The organism is Idiomarina zobellii (assembly GCF_900100855.1).
Classification (GTDB): domain Bacteria; phylum Pseudomonadota; class Gammaproteobacteria; order Enterobacterales; family Alteromonadaceae; genus Idiomarina; species Idiomarina zobellii.
The window spans coordinates 1-18,713 of sequence record NZ_FNCB01000019.1 but is presented as its reverse complement, the minus strand read 5'-3'; the positions used below and the strand labels follow the sequence as shown (position 1 = coordinate 18,713).

Sequence of the window (18,713 nt, the reverse complement as noted above, 5' to 3'; positions counted from 1 at the left end):
AACTTAACTTCCTTTTTTCTGAGGGCGCTGCCAGCCACTGATATTACGCTGTTTTCCACGCGCTACCGCAAGTTCTTCATCGGCCACTTCCCGGGTCACTACCGAGCCGGCCCCAACGGTTGCATTGTTACCTATTTTTACTGGCGCAACCAACGAGCTGTTAGAGCCAATAAACGCACCGTCACCTATTTCCGTCAGGAATTTATTAACACCGTCGTAGTTACAGGTAATGGTTCCGGCACCTATATTGGCGTACTCGCCAACTTGAGCGTCACCCAGGTAGGTTAAATGACTTGCTTTGGAGCCTTTACCTAAGCGACTTTTTTTCATTTCGACAAAGTTTCCGACCTGCGCTTCATCGGCAAGTTCCGCGCCTGGGCGCAAGCGAGCAAACGGGCCAACTTTACAATTGTTCGCTACCGCCGCGCCTTCTATGTGTGAATTAGCACGAATCACCGTGTTGTCGCCAATGATTGCGTCTTTAATCACACAGTTAGGCTCTACTGTCACGTTATTACCTATAGTGACATCACCTTCAATAACCACATTGATATCGAAAGTGACGTCGTTACCGACAGTAAGTTTACCGCGACAATCAAAACGAGCCGGGTCAATTAGGGTAACGCCCTGTGTCATTAATTCGTCAGCCTGACGACGTTGAAACGCACGCTCCAGCTGCGCTAATTGTTGACGGTTATTCGCTCCTTCAACTTCATAGGTCGCATCGGGTTGCGCAGTAGCAATTGTCACGCCTTGTTCAGCGGCCATAGCAACAATGTCAGTCAGATAATATTCTTTCTGGGCATTGTCGTTACTCAAGTTCTCTAGCCACGCTTTAAGCTCAACACCATCGGCAATCATAATGCCGGTGTTCACTTCCTGAATAGCGAGTTGCTCGGCATTTGCATCTTTTTGCTCGACAATGCCGGTCACTTGTTTATCCGTATTTCTGACGATACGACCGTAACCGTTAGGGTCGTCGAGAGTCATGGTTAGAAGGCCTAACTCTGTCGTCTGGGTGGCCGTTAAAAGCTTAATTAAGGTCGATTCGGTTAATAGCGGCACATCACCGTACAAAATAACGACTTTTTCATCATCTTTTAAGTAAGGGATGACTTGCTGAACTGCGTGTCCCGTGCCCAGTTGTTCGCGTTGCTCAACCCAGGTTAAGTCATCTCCCTGAATTGTGTTCTGTAGCTGCTCACCACCATGGCCGTATATTAGGTTTATTGCTTCAGGCTTTAACGACCGAGCCGTGTCTATTACATGCTCTACCATTGGCTTATTCGCTACTTTATGCAGCACTTTAGGCAAGTCTGAGCGCATTCTGGTTCCTTTACCAGCCGCCAGAATCACAACGCGTAACTTCATAGTCATCGAATCCTTAATAAAACGTTCATAACCCGCATTGTAACGACAAAAAAGGCCTTGTTGTACTCACAACAAGGCCTTTTACAGGTTATATACAAACTTTTAGCGTCTAAGCTTACGAATAACCTCAAGCTGAGCCAGCGCACGTGACAATTCAGCAATTGCTTCTGCGTAGGTGACATCGGCACCTGAATCGGCAATAGCTTCTTCTGCACGTTTTTTCGCAGCTTCTGCGGCTTGTTCGTCCAGTTCGTCACCACGTACTGCTACGTCAGCTAGTACAATGACGTGACCCGGTTGAACTTCTAAAACACCGCCAGCGACATACATAAGCTCTTCATCACCTGCTTCACTGACATAACGCACCATACCTGGCTTAATTTTTGTCAGTAGAGGTGCGTGACCCGGGTAAATACCCAGCTCACCTTCGCTACCAGAAACCTGAACCGTTTGTACAGCGCCGGAGAAAAGCTTTTCTTCAGCGCTAACAACGTCCAGAGTTAATGTCTGTGTGGCCATTTAAACCTCCAGATTGGTTACAGGTTTTTGGCTTTCTGAACCGCTTCTTCGATGGTACCTACCATGTAGAAAGCTTGTTCTGGCAGATCATCGTATTCGCCTTCAAGAATACCTTTAAAGCCAGCAATCGTGTCTTTCAGCGATACATATTTACCAGGAGCTCCGGTAAATACTTCGGCTACGAAGAACGGCTGAGACAAGAAACGCTGAATTTTACGAGCGCGGGCAACAGTACGCTTGTCTTCTTCTGACAATTCGTCCATACCCAAGATAGCAATGATGTCTTTCAGCTCTTTATAACGCTGAAGTACTTCCTGAACACCCATTGCCGTGTTGTAGTGCTCGTCACCGATAACCTGAGGGTCCAACTGACGTGACGTTGAATCCAACGGGTCAACCGCAGGGTAGATACCCAATGACGCAATGTCACGGTTCAATACAACAGTCGCATCCAAGTGAGCGAAGGTTGTTGCAGGAGATGGATCCGTTAAGTCATCCGCAGGTACGTAAACGGCCTGAACAGACGTGATTGAACCCGTCTTAGTTGAGGTGATACGTTCCTGAAGAACACCCATTTCTTCAGCAAGTGTAGGCTGATAACCAACCGCTGAAGGCATACGGCCTAATAGTGCTGATACCTCGGTACCTGCCAGTGTGTAACGGTAGATGTTATCGACGAAGAATAGTACGTCGCGACCTTCGTCACGGAATTTCTCTGCGATAGTCAAACCAGTCAGAGCAACACGTAAACGGTTACCCGGTGGCTCGTTCATCTGACCATAAACCAGTGATACTTTATCCAGAACGTTTGAATCGTTCATCTCGTGATAGAAGTCGTTACCTTCACGAGTACGCTCACCAACACCTGCGAATACTGAGTAGCCGCTGTGCTCGATAGCGATGTTACGGATAAGCTCCATCATGTTAACGGTTTTACCAACACCAGCACCACCGAACAGACCGACTTTACCACCCTTAGCGAATGGGCAAATCAGGTCGATAACTTTGATACCCGTCTCTAACAGTTCGTTAGTGTTTGACTGGTCTTCATAAGTTGGTGCTGCGCGGTGAATAGACATACGCTCTTCTTCACCGATAGGACCCGCTTCATCGATTGGGTTACCCAATACGTCCATAATACGGCCCAGAGTTTTCTTACCTACTGGAACCATGATTGGCTCACCGGTGTTCTCAGCGGTGATACCACGACGCAAACCGTCAGTTGTACCCATTGCGATGGCACGTACAATTCCGCCGCCCAGCTGTTGCTGAACTTCCAGAATCAGACCTTCTAAACCACCGTCGGTCACTTTCAGTGCGTCGTATACTTTTGGTACAGCGTCTTGTGGAAATTCTAAATCCACAACGGCGCCGATAATTTGTACGACCTTACCTTGACTCATGACGTTTCCTCTAACTCTTCAATTCTTTTTACCGTTGCCGCGTTATACCGCTTCGGCGCCGGATACGATTTCCGAAATTTCTTGCGTAATTGCTGCCTGACGCGCCTTGTTGTACTGCAATTGCAGCTGATCGATAAGATCTTCGGCGTTGTCGGTTGCGGCTTTCATCGCAATCATCCGTGCGGCTTGCTCGCTTGCAAAGTTATCTACGACGCCTTGGTACACCTGCATTTCTACAAAGCGGCGAATAAGCGTATCTAAGATACTTTCAGGATTCGGTTCATACAGGTAGTCCCAGCTGCCTGTTTGTACATCATCTTCCGAACCTGTTTGCGGCAATGGCAACAATTGATGAATGGTCGGCTCTTGGGTCATCGTATTCACAAACTTGTTGAATACAACGTACAAGCGATCGATTTTGCCTTCTTCGTAGGCATCCAACATGACTTGGATAGAACCGGTAATTTCTTTCAGCTCAGGTTTTTCACCCATGCCTGATACTTGCGCCTGCAATTTACCAAAGCGCTTAAAGAATCCAGTTCCTTTACTGCCTATCGCAGCAAAATCAGCTTCTACACCTTGCTCTTTCCACTCATTTGCGTGCTTAACGACTTTTTTGAACTCATTACCGTTCAAGCCGCCACACAAACCACGGTCGGTAGAAATCACAATATAACCCACGCGTTTTACCTGGCGCTCTTCCATAAATGGATGACGATACTCCAGATTACCGCGTGCCACATGACCAATCACCTTGCGAATGGTTTCAGCGTATGGGCGACTTGCTTCCATACGTTCCTGCGCCTTTTTCATCTTAGACGCAGCCACCATTTCCATAGCGCTGGTGATCTTCTGAGTATTACCGATACTCGAGATCTGAGTTTTTATCTCTTTACCGCTGGCCATGACGATTCTCCTGTTAACTCAACGACAAATGGCCGCGAATAGGGCGGCCACGTTCGATTACCACGATTGCGTTTGCTTGAATTTCTCAAGCGCCGCTTTCAACTGGGCGTCGATGTCGTCGTTATAGTTGCCAGTTTTATCAATCTCAGCCATTAGGTCGGCGTATTCACTCGCCATGAAAGATTGCAGAGACTCTTCAAAATCCATGATTTTGTCGACAGCAACGTCTTTCAGGAAGCCTTTTTCAACGGCGTAAATTGATACAGCCATTTGAGCAACGCTCATTGGCTTGTACTGTTTCTGTTTCATCAGTTCGGTAACACGTTGACCGTGTTCCAACTGCTCGCGAGTAGACTCATCAAGGTCAGATGCGAACTGAGCGAAAGCCGCCAATTCACGGTACTGAGCAAGAGCAAGACGGATACCGCCGCCCAGTTTCTTGATGATTTTGGTCTGTGCTGAACCACCTACACGAGAAACTGAAACACCCGCGTTAACTGCAGGACGAATACCTGAGTTAAATAAGTCAGTTTCTAAGAAAATCTGACCATCGGTGATTGAGATTACGTTAGTTGGTACGAACGCAGAAACGTCACCCGCTTGGGTTTCAATGATAGGTAACGCAGTCAATGAACCGGTTTGACCTTTCACTTTACCATCGGTGTGTTTTTCAACGTAGTCGGCGTTTACACGCGCAGCACGCTCAAGCAAACGAGAGTGAAGATAGAAAACATCACCCGGGAATGCTTCACGACCTGGTGGACGACGCAGCAACAATGAAATCTGACGATAAGCAACAGCTTGCTTAGACAGATCATCGTATACGATAAGAGCGTCTTCGCCGCGATCACGGAAGAACTCACCCATTGTACAACCTGAGTAGGCTGCCAAGTATTGCAGTGCTGCTGATTCAGAAGCAGAAGCCGCAACTACAATGGTGTTTTCCATTGCGCCGTGCTCTTCCAACTTACGAACAACTGCAGAAATAGTGGAGTTTTTCTGACCGATAGCAACGTAAACACACTTAATACCAGAATTTTTCTGGTTAATGATAGCGTCAACGGCTAATGCAGTTTTACCGGTTTGGCGGTCACCGATGATAAGCTCACGCTGACCACGACCAACTGGAATCATCGAGTCAATTGATTTGTAACCAGTTTGCACTGGCTGATCAACAGATTGACGTTCGATAACACCCGGTGCGATTTTCTCAACCGGCTCATAGCCGTCTGCTTCGATAGGGCCTTTACCATCGATAGGCTGGCCTAGCGTGTTAACCACACGACCTAGCAGTTTATCGCCAACCGGAACTTCCAGGATACGACCGGTAGATTTTACTTTGGTGCCTTCTTGCAAATCTGCATACGGGCCCATAACAACCGCACCAACCGAATCACGTTCAAGGTTCAATGCGATAGCGTAACGATTACCAGGTAGCTCAATCATTTCACCTTGCAGACAGTCTGCAAGTCCGTGAACACGAATAATACCGTCTTGAACAGACATGATGGTACCTTCGTTGCGAGCTTCGCTGGTGACTTCGAACTTCTCAATTCGCTGTTTGATCAGTTCTGCGATTTCATTTGAATTCAATTGCATGCTCAAGTCCCCAATTAGGATTGCAGTGCGGTGGCAAGTCTATCGAGCTTGCCACGCAAGGTGCCATCGATAACGGTGTCACCTGCTTCAATTACCAGTCCACCAATGATGGACTTATCAACACTGCAGTTCAGCTTAATTTTGCGTTGCAGACGTTTTTCCAGTGCTTTGCTTAACTCTGTTTGCTGCGCTTTGAGCAAACGAGTGGCTGATTTGACATCGACAGTGACTTCTTTGTCATATTCTGCACGAAACGCCTGATAAAGCTCACTAACCGCCGGAAGTGCCGGTAAACGTTCGTTTTCCGCCATAACCTTCAGGAAGTTTTTAACGTTTTCGTCGATTTCATCGCCGCAAACACCTAAAAATACTTCCGTGGTTTTCCCAACAGTCGCAGAGCTGCTCAAGAAAGACGCGATAATGTCATCTTGTGCTACCGAGGCAGCAAAAGAGAGCATTTCGTCCCATTTATCAAGCGCTCCTTGTTCCAAAGCAAAATCAAAAGCTGCTTTAGCGTAGGGGCGAGCGACCGTAGTCAATTCTGACATAAGCTCTAAACCCCTTTATTAAAGTTCAGCGACCAGTTTTTCAACAATGTCACTGTGAGCGTCTTTATCAATTTCACGCTCGATGATTTTCTGAGCCCCAGTTACTGCAAGAACAGCAACTTGCTTACGCAGCTCTTCGCGAGCGCGATTACGCTCAGCAGTCACTTCTTCGTGACCAGACGCAACGATTTTTTCACGTTCTTCGTGACCACGTTGAGTTTCTTCCTCAACGATTTTAGCGCCACGCTTTTTCGCCTGTTCAACGATTTCAGCTGCCTGCTGTTTCGCTTCTTTTAGCTGCTCAGCAATTTCTTCCTGGGCTTTTTCTAAATCTTTTTGAGCGCGTTCGCCCGCATTTAGACCGTCAGCAATTTTCTTCTGACGCTCTTCGATAGCATTGATGATCGGTGGCCACACGAATTTCATGCAGAACCACACGAACACGATGAACGCGATCGTTTGTCCAATTAGAGTTGCGTTGATATCCACAACGGACCTCCTTTATCTGGTGACCGTCGAATCGCGCTTAGCCTAACTGAGTTAAGAACGGGTTTGCGAAAGTGAATAGCAATGCAACCGCAACACCGATCATCGCGATAGCATCGATAAGACCCGCTACGATGAACATTTTAACTTGCAGCTGAGGCGCTAGTTCAGGTTGACGAGCAGCAGCTTCCAGGAATTTACCACCCAGCATACCGAAGCCAAGTGCTGTACCTAGTGCAGCAAGACCGATCATGATTGATACAGCGATAGCAGTAAAAGCAACTACAGTTTCCATTGATTTCTCCAGTTTTTCAGTAGATTAAAGTTAAAAAGTAAAACAAAAACTTTTTGGTTAAAACGTATTAAAACTTAGTGTTCAGATGATGCCATGCTTAAGTAAACAATAGTCAGCATCATGAAAATAAACGCTTGCAATGTAATGACCAGAATGTGGAATACCGCCCAGGCAAAGTGCGCTGGTAGCTGCCAAAAACCAATCATTGCAATAAGAATGAAGATTAACTCACCCGCATAAAGGTTACCGAACAAACGTAGCGCCAGTGACGCTGGTTTTGCCAATAACGTGATACTTTCCAGTACAAAGTTTACCGGGATTAACGCCCAGTGGTTAAATGGTGTGAACGTCATTTCTTTGGCAAAGCCTTTCACACCTTTGTACTTAATTGAGTAGATAATGATTAGCGCAAAGACGCTTAAACTCAGGGCAAAAGTTGTGTTCAAGTCTGTGGTTGGTACCACTTTCATGTACACATCGTGCGGATCGTCCACAAAGCCTAACCAATAACCGCCATACATGGCTGCTGTTGGTAACCAGTCGACCGGAATTAAATCCATCAGGTTCATCAGGAATATCCAGACGAAGATGGTTAAGGCCAAAGGCGCAATCAATTTATCTTTACCGTGAAAGGATTCTTTGACGCTGTTGTCGACAAACTCGACAATCATTTCGACAAAGCATTGCCACTTACCAGGTACCCCCGCAGAGGATTTTTTCGCTACTCTGCGGAAACTCCACAGAAACAGCACACCCAGTAACACAGACCAGAAGATAGTATCGACATTAACCGCCCAGAAACCGTCACCCACCGTCCAGTTTTGAAGGTGATGCTGGATATACTGAGTCGGAGTTTGCTCTCCACTTATCATGTTGTTTCCCAGTTACGTTGATTTTAAATACAAAATTGGTGCAATCCACTGCATGATGACGGTTAAAACAAAGCCCGCCAGTAACCACACAGGATTAAAATTTGTTACCAGCAACGCTAATACGAGTAGCACTGCCGTTAAAATTAACTTTACGCCTTCACCCACAAAAAAACTCTGGACGACTTTTTTATTCGCTCTTGCCCCTGCATGGCGAAACGCAATGACTGCAAATAGAGCGTTGGGTATTACCGCTGACAGCCCACCAGATAAAACACCAAGGCCTGACTGTAAGCTAAAAATTGTTATCGTGACTAATGATGCAACAAGCAACACCACAAATTGTGTTGCAACGATTTTTCCTGCCAGTTGTTTGCCTACCGCATTTAATGCCTGTGTCACGATGAAAACCTTTTAACTGGCGGCGCTTGTTGCACAGCTTTTAAACAGCTGTAATGAAACTGGCGCTAGTATAAAGATCTACCCCGAAATTGCAAACAAATTTGGCTGTAGGCGTTGTTTTCTATGCCATTTAACAAAAGTTCTACACGTTTCAGTAAGATGCGGATTTTTACTTGATGTGAGTCAGTATTCCGTCCAATTCATCAAGACTTGTATAGTTGATAACCAGTTTACCTTTACCTTTTCGACCATGATTGATTTGCACTTTCGCCCCAAGTGTTTCTGACAACTTGGTTTCTAAATGTTCAATATTCGCGTCGGGCTCTGGTTTTTCAGGTTGTTTGGGTGGGTCAATAGTACGGCGGACTAATTTCTCAGCGTCACGCACAGTCATATCTTTCGCTACTATTTGCTGCGCAACATCAGCTTGCTGCTCACCTTGCAAAGCAAGCAATAACTTAGCATGACCAAGTTCAATGTCACCGCGCTCTAAAAGCACTTTAACGCCATCTTCAAGGTTATTGAGACGCAATAAATTAGTCACAGTAGTACGGGACTTACCAACCGCCTGTGCGACATCTTGATGCGTCATCTGGAACTCATCGAGCAGTCGCTGTAATGCGGTTGCTTCTTCCATAGCGTTTAAATCTTCACGCTGAATGTTTTCAATTAGTGCAATAGCAACGGCGGCTTCATCGGGTACCTCTTTCACTAAGCAAGGCACCATATCAAGCTTCGCCAGTTGCGCGGCACGCCAGCGTCGTTCGCCAGCAATAATTTCATATTCGTCTTTAGCGGTCGGGCGCACCACAATCGGCTGAATAATGCCTTGCGCTTTAACTGACGCCGCTAGGTCTTCCAGCGCTTCCGGTGACATGTCTTTACGAGGTTGATAACGGCCCGGTTTCAGCTGCTCAATAGGCAGCTTTTGAAGTTCGCCTTTTGCTTCTTCAGAAACTTGTTCTGATGATTGACGCTCAGAGTTTTGCTGGTTACTCGTTAAAAGCGCATCTAAACCGCGACCCAGTCCTCGTTTTTTTGCCGACATGCTGAATAAATTCCCTTGTTAAGATTCTTCTACAACGCTGTTATTTTTTGTTTCTGCTCGTCGAATAAGCTCACCGGCCAATGACAAGTAGGCTTTAGAACCCGTGGACGACTTATCGTAATACATTGCTGGTGCACCAAAAGATGGCGCCTCGGCCAAACGCACATTACGGGGGATAACCGTGCGATACACTTTGTCACCGAAGTGATTTTTTAACTGTTCTGACACATCATTTGCCAGGCGGTTACGAGGGTCATACATAGTTCGTAGTATGCCTTCAATCTCAAGCCCCGGGTTCACAACATCAGCAAGTTGACGGATGGTTTCCATCAATGCTGTTAGGCCTTCCAATGCATAATATTCGCACTGCATAGGAACTAAAATAGAGTCAGCTGCGGCCATACCATTCACGGTCAACATGTTCAGCGAAGGCGGGCAGTCGATAAAAATAAAGTCGTAGCTGTCATCTACGGACTTCAATGCATTTCGTAAACGCAGTTCACGAGCAAAGACTTCCATTAACTTTATTTCAGCGGCAGTAGCGTCTGCGTTAGCGGCAATAAGATGGTATTTACCGTTGGTGTCGGTGATAGCAACGTCTTTGACCGGCTTTTCTTCTATCAGCAGTTCGTAAATGGTGTTTTCAACGTCGTACTTATCGACGCCGCTGCCCATTGTGGCATTACCCTGTGGATCTAAATCAATAAGCAGCACTTTACGGCGAGTCGCAGCCATGGAAGCCGCTAAATTCACCGCTGTTGTTGTTTTTCCAACGCCACCTTTTTGGTTTGCAATAGCAATGGTTGTAGCCACGGGTTTGGTAACCTCTTGTTGTTGTCGTCGACTCGACGCTCGGTTTTACGACCGTTTGCTTATAATGACGATATGTCGGCTCGCGTCAATGCCCGGAACGTTAATTTGCTGAATATCATCGACTTCGAAACCCTCAGTCAACTCGTCCAACTCATCTTGAGGGTATAAGCCTTTCAATGCATAAAATTTACCGTTCTTTTTCGGTAAATGCTGACACCAACTCAGCATATCATTAAGCGAGGCAAAGGCTCTACTGATAACGCCATCAAACTGAGTCTCGTCCTGATATTCTTCTACGCGGGCCTGAACAGCCGTGACATTATCAAGTTTGAGTTCATGGCAAACCTGGCGAATAAAACGAATTCGCTTGCCCAAACTGTCCAGTAATACAAATTCTTTGTCTGGCTCCGCTATAGCCAGCGGCAGTCCCGGCAAACCCGGACCGGTTCCTACATCGATAAAGCGCTGTCCGTGCAAATATGGGCGTACTGTCACACTGTCCATAATATGCCGCGTTAGCATATCGTTCGGATTACGGACACTGGTTAAATTGTACGCTTTATTCCACTTGTCTAATAAACCAACAAGCGCGACTTGTTGTTGAACTTGTTGGTCTGTCAGGGTTATGTCAGCTTGCTGTAAATACTGCTTTAACTGCTCTTCCACACTCAATCCTTAAGCACTTTTGCGCAATAACCCTTGTTTTTTAAGATGCACCAATAACATGGAAATTGCTGCAGGCGTTATACCTGATATACGGGCTGCTTTACCCACGGTTTCCGGCTGATGATCATTCAGCTTCGCAATGACTTCGTTCGATAAGCCTTTAATTTTAGCGTAATCGAACGGCGAGGGCAGCAGCGTATTTTCATGTCGTTGCTGTTTTGCAATTTCATCCTGCTGACGAGAAATATAACCAGCGTACTTAATTTGAATTTCTACCTGTTCAGCAGCTGCAGGATCAGTTACTCCCGGCGCGAAAAATTCTGTTTTAGCTAAATCTTTGTAATGAATTTCCGGGCGACGTAACAGTTCTTCACCGTTAACTTCTTTGGTAACCGGACTTTTCACTAACGCATTAATTTGCTCGACCGCTGGATGATCTTTATGAACCCAGGTCGCTTTTAAACGTTGTTTTTCCTGCTCAACCGCTTCCATTTTTTCATTGAATGCTGCCCAGCGTTCGTCATCAACTAAGCCCAGGTTTCGACCTATTTCTGTTAAACGAATATCGGCATTATCTTCACGGAGCAACAAACGATATTCCGCTCGAGACGTAAACATGCGATACGGCTCTTGGGTTCCCAGAGTCGATAAATCGTCTATCAATACGCCCATGTAGGCTTGATCACGACGTGGCGACCAGGACTCTTTCCCTTGTGCTTGTAATGCTGCATTCAGACCAGCGATAAGGCCTTGCGCTCCGGCTTCTTCGTAGCCTGTAGTGCCATTAATTTGTCCAGCAAAGAAAAGGCCATTAATAACTTTGGTTTCCAAAGACTGTTTTAGATCTCGCGGATCGAAATAGTCATATTCAATGGCATAACCCGGACGCGTAATATGCGCATTCTCAAAACCCTTAATGGAGCGAACCAACTGCTGTTGGACGTCAAATGGCAAGCTTGTAGAAATACCATTAGGGTAAACTTCAAAGGTATTTAACCCTTCTGGTTCTACAAAGATTTGATGCGATCCTTTGTCGGCAAATCGCATAATTTTATCTTCTATCGATGGGCAGTACCGAGGTCCTACGCCCTCGATTACTCCTGAATACATTGGCGATCGGTCGAGCCCTGAACGAATAATATCGTGCGTATTTTCGTTGGTATGGGTGATATAACAAGGGATCTGCTCAGGATGATCTGCCTGAGAACCCATGTAGGAAAATACCGGCGTTGGATTATCACCGGGTTGTTCCTGCATCACTGAAAAATCAATGCTATGACTGGCAATACGTGGCGGTGTACCGGTTTTCAGTCGTTCTACTCGCAAAGGCAGTGAACGCAAGCGTTTCGCTAAAGCGTTCGCCGGAGGATCACCAGCACGTCCACCCTGGTAATTATCTAAACCAATATGAATTTGGCCACCCAGGAACGTACCAACGGTTAATACAACGGTTTTAGCCGTAAATTTAAGACCCATTTGGGTAACCACACCGGTAACCTGATCGTTTTCTACGATCAAATCATCACAGCCTTGCTGGAATATTGACAGGTTGGGTTGTGTTTCTAATGCATAGCGTATGGCTTGTTTATAAAGCTGTCTGTCGGCTTGGGCACGTGTTGCACGTACTGCCGGGCCTTTTGACGAATTCAGCGTTCTAAATTGAATGCCTGCTTTGTCGGCGGCTTTAGCCATAACACCGCCTAAAGCATCAATTTCTTTAACTAAATGACCTTTCCCTATGCCACCAATAGCGGGATTACAAGACATTTGTCCTAAAGTATCAATATTGTGCGTAAGCAATAGGGTATTAACACCTGAACGTGCGGCAGCAAGCGCGGCTTCCGTTCCGGCGTGTCCTCCACCGACAACAATAACATCAAAGTGTTGTTGGCTCTGTTGTGACATTTAAATGACCTTTCGTTAAAGAAGAGAAAAATAGCCGAGTATTTTAACGTGCTTTGACTCAGATCGAAACGGTTAAATTTCGTTCACTGGTTTTGATCTAAAAAAAGATCAATAAAGGATCTTATTTAGATCTTTTATTACTATTACTACTAGTCAGCGGTTTTCTGTGAATAGATCGCTGAATGCTTTTATATTCAACGCGTTCAGAGCGATCAAAAAGTGTAGATAACTGGATAATAACCCCGATCATAGATCGTGGATAACTAGGGTAGTTATACACAGATCGAATTGTCCCCACAGTTATACCCACCTCGTGGACAGTGCTTAACTGATCTTATACTTATCTTAATCACAGTTGTACAAGTCTGTGCAAAAGCCTGTGGGTATGATCACAGAGCCTTTAATGCGTCCGTTATTGAAGGGATCCACTGTGCCGCTTTTTGTTCTGGATCGTCTTGCAGCATATCTATTTCTAATCGCTCTAACATTCGGGTACCACCAAGTTCCTGTAAACGTTCGTCACAGTGACGACCTGCCTGGCAAAAGGTGTCATAAGAAGACTCACCAATGGCAATAACTGCGTAATTAAGATCGCTTAAATCCGGTGTTTGTGGAGCCGTAATTTCGTCGTAAAAATCGAGCATAGAGTCGGCATAATCGCCGGCTCCATGACTGGATAACAGCACTAACCAAGGCTCTGAGGTTGGTAGGGCTTCCAGTTCAGGTTCGTAATGAAGTTCTGTTTCAAAGCCCTGTTCAATCAGCTCATCACTTATTGTGTCGGCTAAAAATTCAGTATTTCCAGAGGTTGTGCCAACTAATAGATGTAAAACAGCCATATTTCGCGTTACCTTTGCTATATTAGAAAAATACGAATCATACAGGAGAACAATTATGGTAAAAGCTTTCGTTAATGTATTAGTACTTATGAGTGCGGTTTTAGTTTCAATGAATGCTCATGCTGGTATTGAGTCACCTAAACAAGTCTCTGATAACCTTTGGGTTATGGGTACGCCGTCAGACGCTCAATTGTCTGAGTTCGCTAACAATGGTGGTGAGGTGGTTATTAATTTGCTGTCTCAAAAAGAAATGACGGACAGTAATGAAGCGGCTGTTGTGACAAAAAATGGCATGGCGTATTACCATGTTCCCGTCAACGGCGCTGACGGTGTGACGCTGGCAAATGCTCGTATGGTCGATCGCATATTACTGAAAAACAGTGATAAGAATGTATTGGTTCACTGTGCATCAAGCAACCGGGTCGGGGCATTAATGGCATTACGAGCAGGTTGGTTAGACGGCATGTCAGTTGATGACGCAATCGCTGTCGGTAAAGAGCATGGAATGACATCGTTAGAAGCGAAAGTAAAAGGTATGCTTTCTCAGTAAGTAGTTAAAGAAGGTAAAAAGCCAGTTCAAAAACGTGAAAACGCTCTGAACTGGCTTTTTGTTTTATAAATGTTCTTTGAGTAACTCAGGCTGACGCTCTGGCGTAAATATCTCAATCCAGTAGCCGTCTGGGTCTTTAATGAAGGCAATGCCTTTCATATTACCGTCGTTTGGGCGCTTCTGAAATTCCACACCCATTTCTTCAAAACGCTCACAGGCGGCATCAATATCAGGTACCGCAAAGCCAATATGGCCAAACCCTTTAGGCTCTTCATTACCGCTGTGATACGAAACAGAATCGTCGTTTTCGTCGCCCCAGTTGTGAGTCAGTTCTAACATGGCCGGTCGACCAAAGGTTTGCTCAACGCGCTTGTCGTGGTCTGTTGACCAGTCACTGCGTTCCTCCGGCGACATAGACGCCATAAAATACAGCGTAAACTTCATTTCCGGAAAGTCGAGGCGTTTTACTAATGTCATGCCCAGTACATCGCTGTAGAATTTTAACGTGCGTTCTGGGTCTTTAATGCGAAACATAGTTTGGTTGAACACAAAATCATGTGTCGCCGGGTCATGGTTTTCAGATAAACCTTTTGCTTCATCGAAATGTCTGCTCATAATGGAATCCTTCTGGGTCTCATATGCCTCTCTTGGTACACTGTTATCTGAGGTTGATTACCAAAGAGTTCAAGTCATGTCGTGGTACGTTTATATTCTTAAATGCTCTGATAATACTTACTACACCGGCGTCACAAAGGATCTAAAACGGCGTGTCGATGAGCATAACGGTGACGATAAAAAAGCAGCGAAATACACGAAAAGCCGTCGACCGGTTCGTTTATTTTGGTCCGAGCCACATGAATCACGTTCATCTGCCTGCCAAAGAGAAGCGGCGATAAAACGAATGAAACGTACTGAAAAAGTCGCACTAGCCAGTCGCGTTTAACCGGTTCTGGCCTTCCAGTAATTGTTGAATAATAGGACTTTTGTCCTTTATTGCGAGCTTGTCAGCCAATTGAGTGAGCTTAAATATACGATGGTAAAAGCGCGCTTTGCGGCGTTTGTATTGGCTTAAAGTAAGTGATGTTTGGTTTAGTTCTTCGATTTCCTTTTCCAGTAAGTCAAACAGTTGGTTATAGCGCTTTTTCAAGCTGGTTGGATAAATAATTCGATAAGCGAACATTGCTAAAAGTGGCGCAGATATAACTGCTAATGCAATGGTTATTGAGTGGCTCAAATTGAATATATAGGGCACGCTCGGTTGCATGAGCAGTAAAAAAACTAAGTTAAAATCCATACTGCCATTGGCGGTTTTTTGATGAGACATGGGAAAACCACCGATAAGAATAATCGGCATAATAGCAATGAGCATCCACAAAACTGAGTCACTAAATTGCCAGACACTGGCTTGCATCATTACAGCCGTTAATGCGCCGACGCTTTGCCCAAAAAATACGTATCTCATGGTCAGGGCAGGGTTATCAGCGGTTGAAAACAGCGTCAACATGACCGATGCACCAAGCATTAAATAAGCCATTTGAAACCAATGTGTGTACCACCATAACGCTCCAATTATAGCCAGTATTATGCAGGTTCTAATGGCAGAGTGACGAGCGCCGCGCCAGTCTCTGTGCAGTAATGTCGTTGAAAGTAGCGTTGAATTAGCGGTTTTGCCCGTATCTTTGAACGATAAGCGCTCTTCGGTTGCATCGATAAACTCTTTAAAACGACGTTTTACTGCGTCGTTTTGCATTGCCTTATAGGCATTATTTAACGAGCTTAAAATATCCTTTCGGTGTACAGACGCTTTTATTTTATTTGAAGTTTCAAGTAAGTGGGTACTTACTTCGTTATTTTCTTCAAAGCCCTGTATTTGTAATTCGGTGATAAAACCAAGTTGGGTGTTGATAACCTGGCGAATGGTTTTTGCTGACTCGTGAGCGCTGACTGAACCGGTACCGTGGTCTAACAGTTGTGACTCTAAATTAGCCAGTTCTGAAAGCTTTTTATCCAGTTGAATAGCGGTATTTTTGGGATCTGAGAACGCTTGAGCAAGCTCATATAGGTTAGCGGCCGTGTGCCGACGTAACTCGTTAATGATGGTTTGTTCAGCACGCTTGTAAGTGAATAGAAAACCAATGATTAAAGAGCAAATAATTCCAACGAAAACGGTCAGCAGGCGGTCAATACCCAGCGGAATAAGGGCATCCGGGCTTTGGGTTAGAAGCACCACCATAGAGGCCGAGTAGCCTGCCAAAATAGTACCGTAGGAGATAAGCCCATGCAGGAGATTGCCCGTGTAAACACACAGCGTTACCCACAATGTCAGCCCTGTGACTAACCAAAGAATATCACCGCCTGAGGTAACTACCAGCACCATACCAAATAAGGTTCCGAGCAGAGTCCCTAATGCCCGGTATGCGGCTTTTTCTATAAGAAGACCACGGGTAGGTTGCGATACCGCCCAAACAGTCATAGCGGACCACTGAGGGTGTTCCAGACCTAACGCCCAGGCAAAAAGAAGAGACAGACAGGCAGCAACGCCGGTTCGAAAGCCAAACCGTAAACGGACGTAGTCAAACCCCCATTGCGCTAAGCTGTCTTTCAAAAAAGAGTCCTTATTTGTCGGTTTATTTATTTACCGATGCAGAATATTTATTATCTTTTAAAAACAGTAGCTTGCAAATTTTACGGAGCACTCTCGGAGTGCTGGAATGTGCGAAAAAAAGTGTAAATATTTGCAAGTTTCCGTAGATCCGAATGCCGGTGCCCCATCAATGAACCGGGAAAAGTGGGAAACTGGGAACATAAAGTATCTCCTGTTCGATTATTCTGCATCTGTCAATATCCACTCCTAATTGAGTGGTATGACCGACTGCCAAGTTGTTCGCCCCTATGACAGTAGAGTTACTCCGACTTCGAAATAAGATCTTCAGCTTGGGATAGAAATAAGGCGAGCTCTCTGTCTTTTCCTACCCCCTCTGATTCCCATTCTTCCATAGGTCTTAACATAGCAAGGTCGTATGCGTCTCCTGACAAGTTATCTAATTCTACATTAGCTTGCTTCAGTTCGGTTAAATAGTATTGGCACCACCTAGTGAATGCCAATATCCACATTGAGACTACCAAAGCATCGTTCCAGCAAGACCAGTTGGAAGTACTTGCCAGAGGTTGTTGTAAAACTCTTTTCTGCTTATTTAAGATGGGTCGAATCATACCAATTACTTTTCTTTGTTGCTCAGGCGTACTATGAGCGAAGATAAATGCACAAGTATTTGTCATCTGCCCTTCCCGTGAAAGTTGGAACAGTCTTGAATTCCTGCTTTCAGCTGGGCCTATCAATGAAACGATTTCCTCGATCCAGATTTTGCAAGCATCATCCGTATCAGCTTGCTCACTTTGAAGTAGAGGTAAAACTAGATCCCGAAACAACCACGGTTCTGTCCATGGTAATTGGCGCATATGGCCTCTCATCGAATCGATTACGTGCCTCAAATCACTTTCAGATAGCTGTTCTGGTAGTTCGTTTTTGAGTGCGACTAATAATTTCTCGTATTGATCACGTTTTCTTTCATCATTTGCCGATCTGTTAACCAACCAACCTAAATATCTTACCTTTTCCGTGCGGTCAAATCTTGAAAGCAAGCCCAGCTCTGATGTGATGTCTTTAGTTTGATGAATCATCTGCTCTAGAGCATATAAGCCCATCCATCGAATTAAACCGTTACAACTATTCAATAAAGTGCGTGTGCGGGAATAGTTTGGTAGCAGCTCTATGGATAGGGAGATCTCGCTAACAATTTGGCTTAACAATGACAGCCTAATTATGTCAGCATGATCCGGCTCTTTCGGAATTTTAGGCGATTCTTCAGCAACCAGTTCTAACAATGATTTTGAGTCATATGACCAAAGCAGTTTTATTGCAAAATATTCTGGCCAAGTAAGTGCTGTATATTTAGTCATATGACACATATGATGAAGCTGGTAAGAGCTACACAGCAGCTTTTCAATTGGTCTTTGAAATAGGTGAGGTTCTAAGACAGTTATATCAGTATCCAGATCTTTATGGGTGCGCTGTATCGATTTAGTAAGGTACCCCATGAGGTTCTCTAAGAACGAGGTTTCACTTAATATTTCTTGAAAATCTGTATCACCAGCTCTAGAGTTTGCCAAAAATTCACCAACCACTTCCCATTGATCCATGAAATCTTCAGAGCTGACCTTTTTCTTTACCCAGGCTAAGAACCCCTGAGGATCGATCAAGTTAAGTGAGTCCCCTTCTAATAGCTCAAGAGATATCAACTTGTCTTTCAGTGGTGCACCGTATAATCCTATTAATGAAGGCTCGTTAGCCCATATTGATAGGATGTCGCCTGCTAATTCATTATTCAGTATCTTTAGTGGGCCTTGTTGATCAAATCAGTACTGAGGGTAAACTCCCCGTTCTCCCTCTCGGGGTTAGCGCACCATTTCGCTCACAGGCATCCCAAGGCGTGT

General features: G+C 45.1%; 20 protein-coding genes. 2 read left to right on the top strand and 18 right to left on the bottom strand.

What is annotated here, in order from left to right:
• Nucleotides 1-3: 3 nt before the first annotated feature.
• The 15 genes from glmU to BLT32_RS11865 form a co-directional block, all read right to left on the bottom strand.
• Nucleotides 4-1,371: a bifunctional UDP-N-acetylglucosamine diphosphorylase/glucosamine-1-phosphate N-acetyltransferase GlmU gene (gene glmU / locus BLT32_RS11935; protein WP_053954495.1), complete on the bottom strand. Its 1,368-nt coding sequence runs from the start codon at nucleotides 1,369-1,371 to the stop codon at nucleotides 4-6.
• Nucleotides 1,372-1,473: 102 nt separating this feature from the next.
• The gene (locus tag BLT32_RS11930; protein WP_053954494.1) at nucleotides 1,474-1,890 is read right to left on the bottom strand and encodes a F0F1 ATP synthase subunit epsilon; all 417 of its coding nucleotides are present in this window, start codon (nucleotides 1,888-1,890) and stop codon (nucleotides 1,474-1,476) included.
• A gap of 17 nt (nucleotides 1,891-1,907) precedes the next feature.
• The gene (atpD, locus tag BLT32_RS11925; protein WP_053954493.1) at nucleotides 1,908-3,293 is read right to left on the bottom strand and encodes a F0F1 ATP synthase subunit beta; all 1,386 of its coding nucleotides are present in this window, start codon (nucleotides 3,291-3,293) and stop codon (nucleotides 1,908-1,910) included.
• Nucleotides 3,294-3,335: 42 nt separating this feature from the next.
• On the bottom strand, nucleotides 3,336-4,199 hold the full coding sequence (gene atpG / locus BLT32_RS11920) for a F0F1 ATP synthase subunit gamma (RefSeq protein ID WP_053954492.1): 864 nt from the start codon (nucleotides 4,197-4,199) through the stop codon (nucleotides 3,336-3,338).
• Nucleotides 4,200-4,256: 57 nt separating this feature from the next.
• Nucleotides 4,257-5,798, bottom strand: coding sequence for a F0F1 ATP synthase subunit alpha (gene atpA, locus BLT32_RS11915; protein ID WP_053954491.1), 1,542 nt, complete (start codon nucleotides 5,796-5,798; stop codon nucleotides 4,257-4,259).
• Nucleotides 5,799-5,812: 14 nt separating this feature from the next.
• Complete coding sequence (atpH, locus tag BLT32_RS11910; protein ID WP_053954490.1) at nucleotides 5,813-6,346, bottom strand: F0F1 ATP synthase subunit delta; 534 nt, start codon at nucleotides 6,344-6,346, stop codon at nucleotides 5,813-5,815.
• An 18-nt stretch (nucleotides 6,347-6,364) separates the two neighbouring features.
• A complete protein-coding gene (gene atpF / locus BLT32_RS11905) occupies nucleotides 6,365-6,835 on the bottom strand; it encodes a F0F1 ATP synthase subunit B (protein ID WP_053954489.1) in 471 nt (156 codons plus the stop codon).
• A 37-nt stretch (nucleotides 6,836-6,872) separates the two neighbouring features.
• A complete protein-coding gene (gene atpE, locus BLT32_RS11900) occupies nucleotides 6,873-7,127 on the bottom strand; it encodes a F0F1 ATP synthase subunit C (RefSeq protein WP_053954488.1) in 255 nt (84 codons plus the stop codon).
• Between the two features lie 74 nt (nucleotides 7,128-7,201).
• The gene (atpB, locus tag BLT32_RS11895) at nucleotides 7,202-7,999 is read right to left on the bottom strand and encodes a F0F1 ATP synthase subunit A (RefSeq protein WP_053954487.1); all 798 of its coding nucleotides are present in this window, start codon (nucleotides 7,997-7,999) and stop codon (nucleotides 7,202-7,204) included.
• A gap of 12 nt (nucleotides 8,000-8,011) precedes the next feature.
• Nucleotides 8,012-8,398, bottom strand: coding sequence for an ATP synthase subunit I (locus tag BLT32_RS11890; protein WP_053954486.1), 387 nt, complete (start codon nucleotides 8,396-8,398; stop codon nucleotides 8,012-8,014).
• A 169-nt stretch (nucleotides 8,399-8,567) separates the two neighbouring features.
• The gene (locus tag BLT32_RS11885; protein ID WP_053954485.1) at nucleotides 8,568-9,446 is read right to left on the bottom strand and encodes a ParB/RepB/Spo0J family partition protein; all 879 of its coding nucleotides are present in this window, start codon (nucleotides 9,444-9,446) and stop codon (nucleotides 8,568-8,570) included.
• A gap of 18 nt (nucleotides 9,447-9,464) precedes the next feature.
• Nucleotides 9,465-10,259, bottom strand: a complete 795-nt coding sequence (locus BLT32_RS11880) for a ParA family protein (RefSeq protein WP_053954484.1) — start codon at nucleotides 10,257-10,259, stop codon at nucleotides 9,465-9,467.
• A gap of 45 nt (nucleotides 10,260-10,304) precedes the next feature.
• Complete coding sequence (rsmG, locus tag BLT32_RS11875) at nucleotides 10,305-10,925, bottom strand: 16S rRNA (guanine(527)-N(7))-methyltransferase RsmG (protein WP_053954483.1); 621 nt, start codon at nucleotides 10,923-10,925, stop codon at nucleotides 10,305-10,307.
• Nucleotides 10,926-10,934: 9 nt separating this feature from the next.
• Nucleotides 10,935-12,830 carry a tRNA uridine-5-carboxymethylaminomethyl(34) synthesis enzyme MnmG gene (gene mnmG / locus BLT32_RS11870; protein ID WP_053954482.1) on the bottom strand — a complete coding sequence of 632 codons (1,896 nt, stop codon included), beginning with the start codon at nucleotides 12,828-12,830 and terminating at the stop codon, nucleotides 10,935-10,937.
• A 389-nt stretch (nucleotides 12,831-13,219) separates the two neighbouring features.
• On the bottom strand, nucleotides 13,220-13,669 hold the full coding sequence (locus BLT32_RS11865; RefSeq protein WP_053954481.1) for a flavodoxin domain-containing protein: 450 nt from the start codon (nucleotides 13,667-13,669) through the stop codon (nucleotides 13,220-13,222).
• Between the two features lie 55 nt (nucleotides 13,670-13,724).
• Here BLT32_RS11865 and BLT32_RS11860 point away from each other — a divergent pair, with 55 nt between their 5' ends.
• On the top strand, nucleotides 13,725-14,219 hold the full coding sequence (locus BLT32_RS11860; RefSeq protein ID WP_053954480.1) for a protein tyrosine phosphatase family protein: 495 nt from the start codon (nucleotides 13,725-13,727) through the stop codon (nucleotides 14,217-14,219).
• A gap of 63 nt (nucleotides 14,220-14,282) precedes the next feature.
• On the opposite strand, the gene gloA is transcribed toward BLT32_RS11860, so the two are convergent.
• Complete coding sequence (gloA, locus tag BLT32_RS11855) at nucleotides 14,283-14,834, bottom strand: lactoylglutathione lyase (protein ID WP_053954479.1); 552 nt, start codon at nucleotides 14,832-14,834, stop codon at nucleotides 14,283-14,285.
• A gap of 76 nt (nucleotides 14,835-14,910) precedes the next feature.
• Between gloA and BLT32_RS11850 the strand changes: the two genes are divergently transcribed.
• The gene (locus BLT32_RS11850) at nucleotides 14,911-15,162 is read left to right on the top strand and encodes a GIY-YIG nuclease family protein (protein WP_053954478.1); all 252 of its coding nucleotides are present in this window, start codon (nucleotides 14,911-14,913) and stop codon (nucleotides 15,160-15,162) included.
• Here the strand turns inward: BLT32_RS11850 and BLT32_RS11845 are convergent.
• Nucleotides 15,145-16,824, bottom strand: coding sequence for an FUSC family protein (locus tag BLT32_RS11845; protein WP_053954477.1), 1,680 nt, complete (start codon nucleotides 16,822-16,824; stop codon nucleotides 15,145-15,147). The genes BLT32_RS11850 and BLT32_RS11845 overlap by 18 nt on opposite strands.
• Before the next feature lie 299 nt (nucleotides 16,825-17,123).
• Nucleotides 17,124-18,611, bottom strand: a complete 1,488-nt coding sequence (locus BLT32_RS11840) for a VPA1262 family protein (protein ID WP_268762571.1) — start codon at nucleotides 18,609-18,611, stop codon at nucleotides 17,124-17,126.
• Nucleotides 18,612-18,713 lie beyond the last annotated feature (102 nt).

Bases quoted from the DNA above. Each gene is read 5' to 3' on its own strand.
- glmU (WP_053954495.1), bottom strand. From the start codon at position 1,371: ATGAAGTTACGCGTTGTGATTCTGGCGGCTGGTAAAGGAACCAGAATG.
- BLT32_RS11930 (WP_053954494.1), bottom strand. From the start codon at position 1,890: ATGGCCACACAGACATTAACTCTGGACGTTGTTAGCGCTGAAGAAAAG.
- atpD (WP_053954493.1), bottom strand. From the start codon at position 3,293: ATGAGTCAAGGTAAGGTCGTACAAATTATCGGCGCCGTTGTGGATTTA.
- atpG (WP_053954492.1), bottom strand. From the start codon at position 4,199: ATGGCCAGCGGTAAAGAGATAAAAACTCAGATCTCGAGTATCGGTAAT.
- atpA (WP_053954491.1), bottom strand. From the start codon at position 5,798: ATGCAATTGAATTCAAATGAAATCGCAGAACTGATCAAACAGCGAATT.
- atpH (WP_053954490.1), bottom strand. From the start codon at position 6,346: ATGTCAGAATTGACTACGGTCGCTCGCCCCTACGCTAAAGCAGCTTTT.
- atpE (WP_053954488.1), bottom strand. From the start codon at position 7,127: ATGGAAACTGTAGTTGCTTTTACTGCTATCGCTGTATCAATCATGATC.
- atpB (WP_053954487.1), bottom strand. From the start codon at position 7,999: ATGATAAGTGGAGAGCAAACTCCGACTCAGTATATCCAGCATCACCTT.
- BLT32_RS11885 (WP_053954485.1), bottom strand. From the start codon at position 9,446: ATGTCGGCAAAAAAACGAGGACTGGGTCGCGGTTTAGATGCGCTTTTA.
- mnmG (WP_053954482.1), bottom strand. From the start codon at position 12,830: ATGTCACAACAGAGCCAACAACACTTTGATGTTATTGTTGTCGGTGGA.
- BLT32_RS11865 (WP_053954481.1), bottom strand. From the start codon at position 13,669: ATGGCTGTTTTACATCTATTAGTTGGCACAACCTCTGGAAATACTGAA.
- BLT32_RS11860 (WP_053954480.1), top strand. From the start codon at position 13,725: ATGGTAAAAGCTTTCGTTAATGTATTAGTACTTATGAGTGCGGTTTTA.
- gloA (WP_053954479.1), bottom strand. From the start codon at position 14,834: ATGAGCAGACATTTCGATGAAGCAAAAGGTTTATCTGAAAACCATGAC.
- BLT32_RS11850 (WP_053954478.1), top strand. From the start codon at position 14,911: ATGTCGTGGTACGTTTATATTCTTAAATGCTCTGATAATACTTACTAC.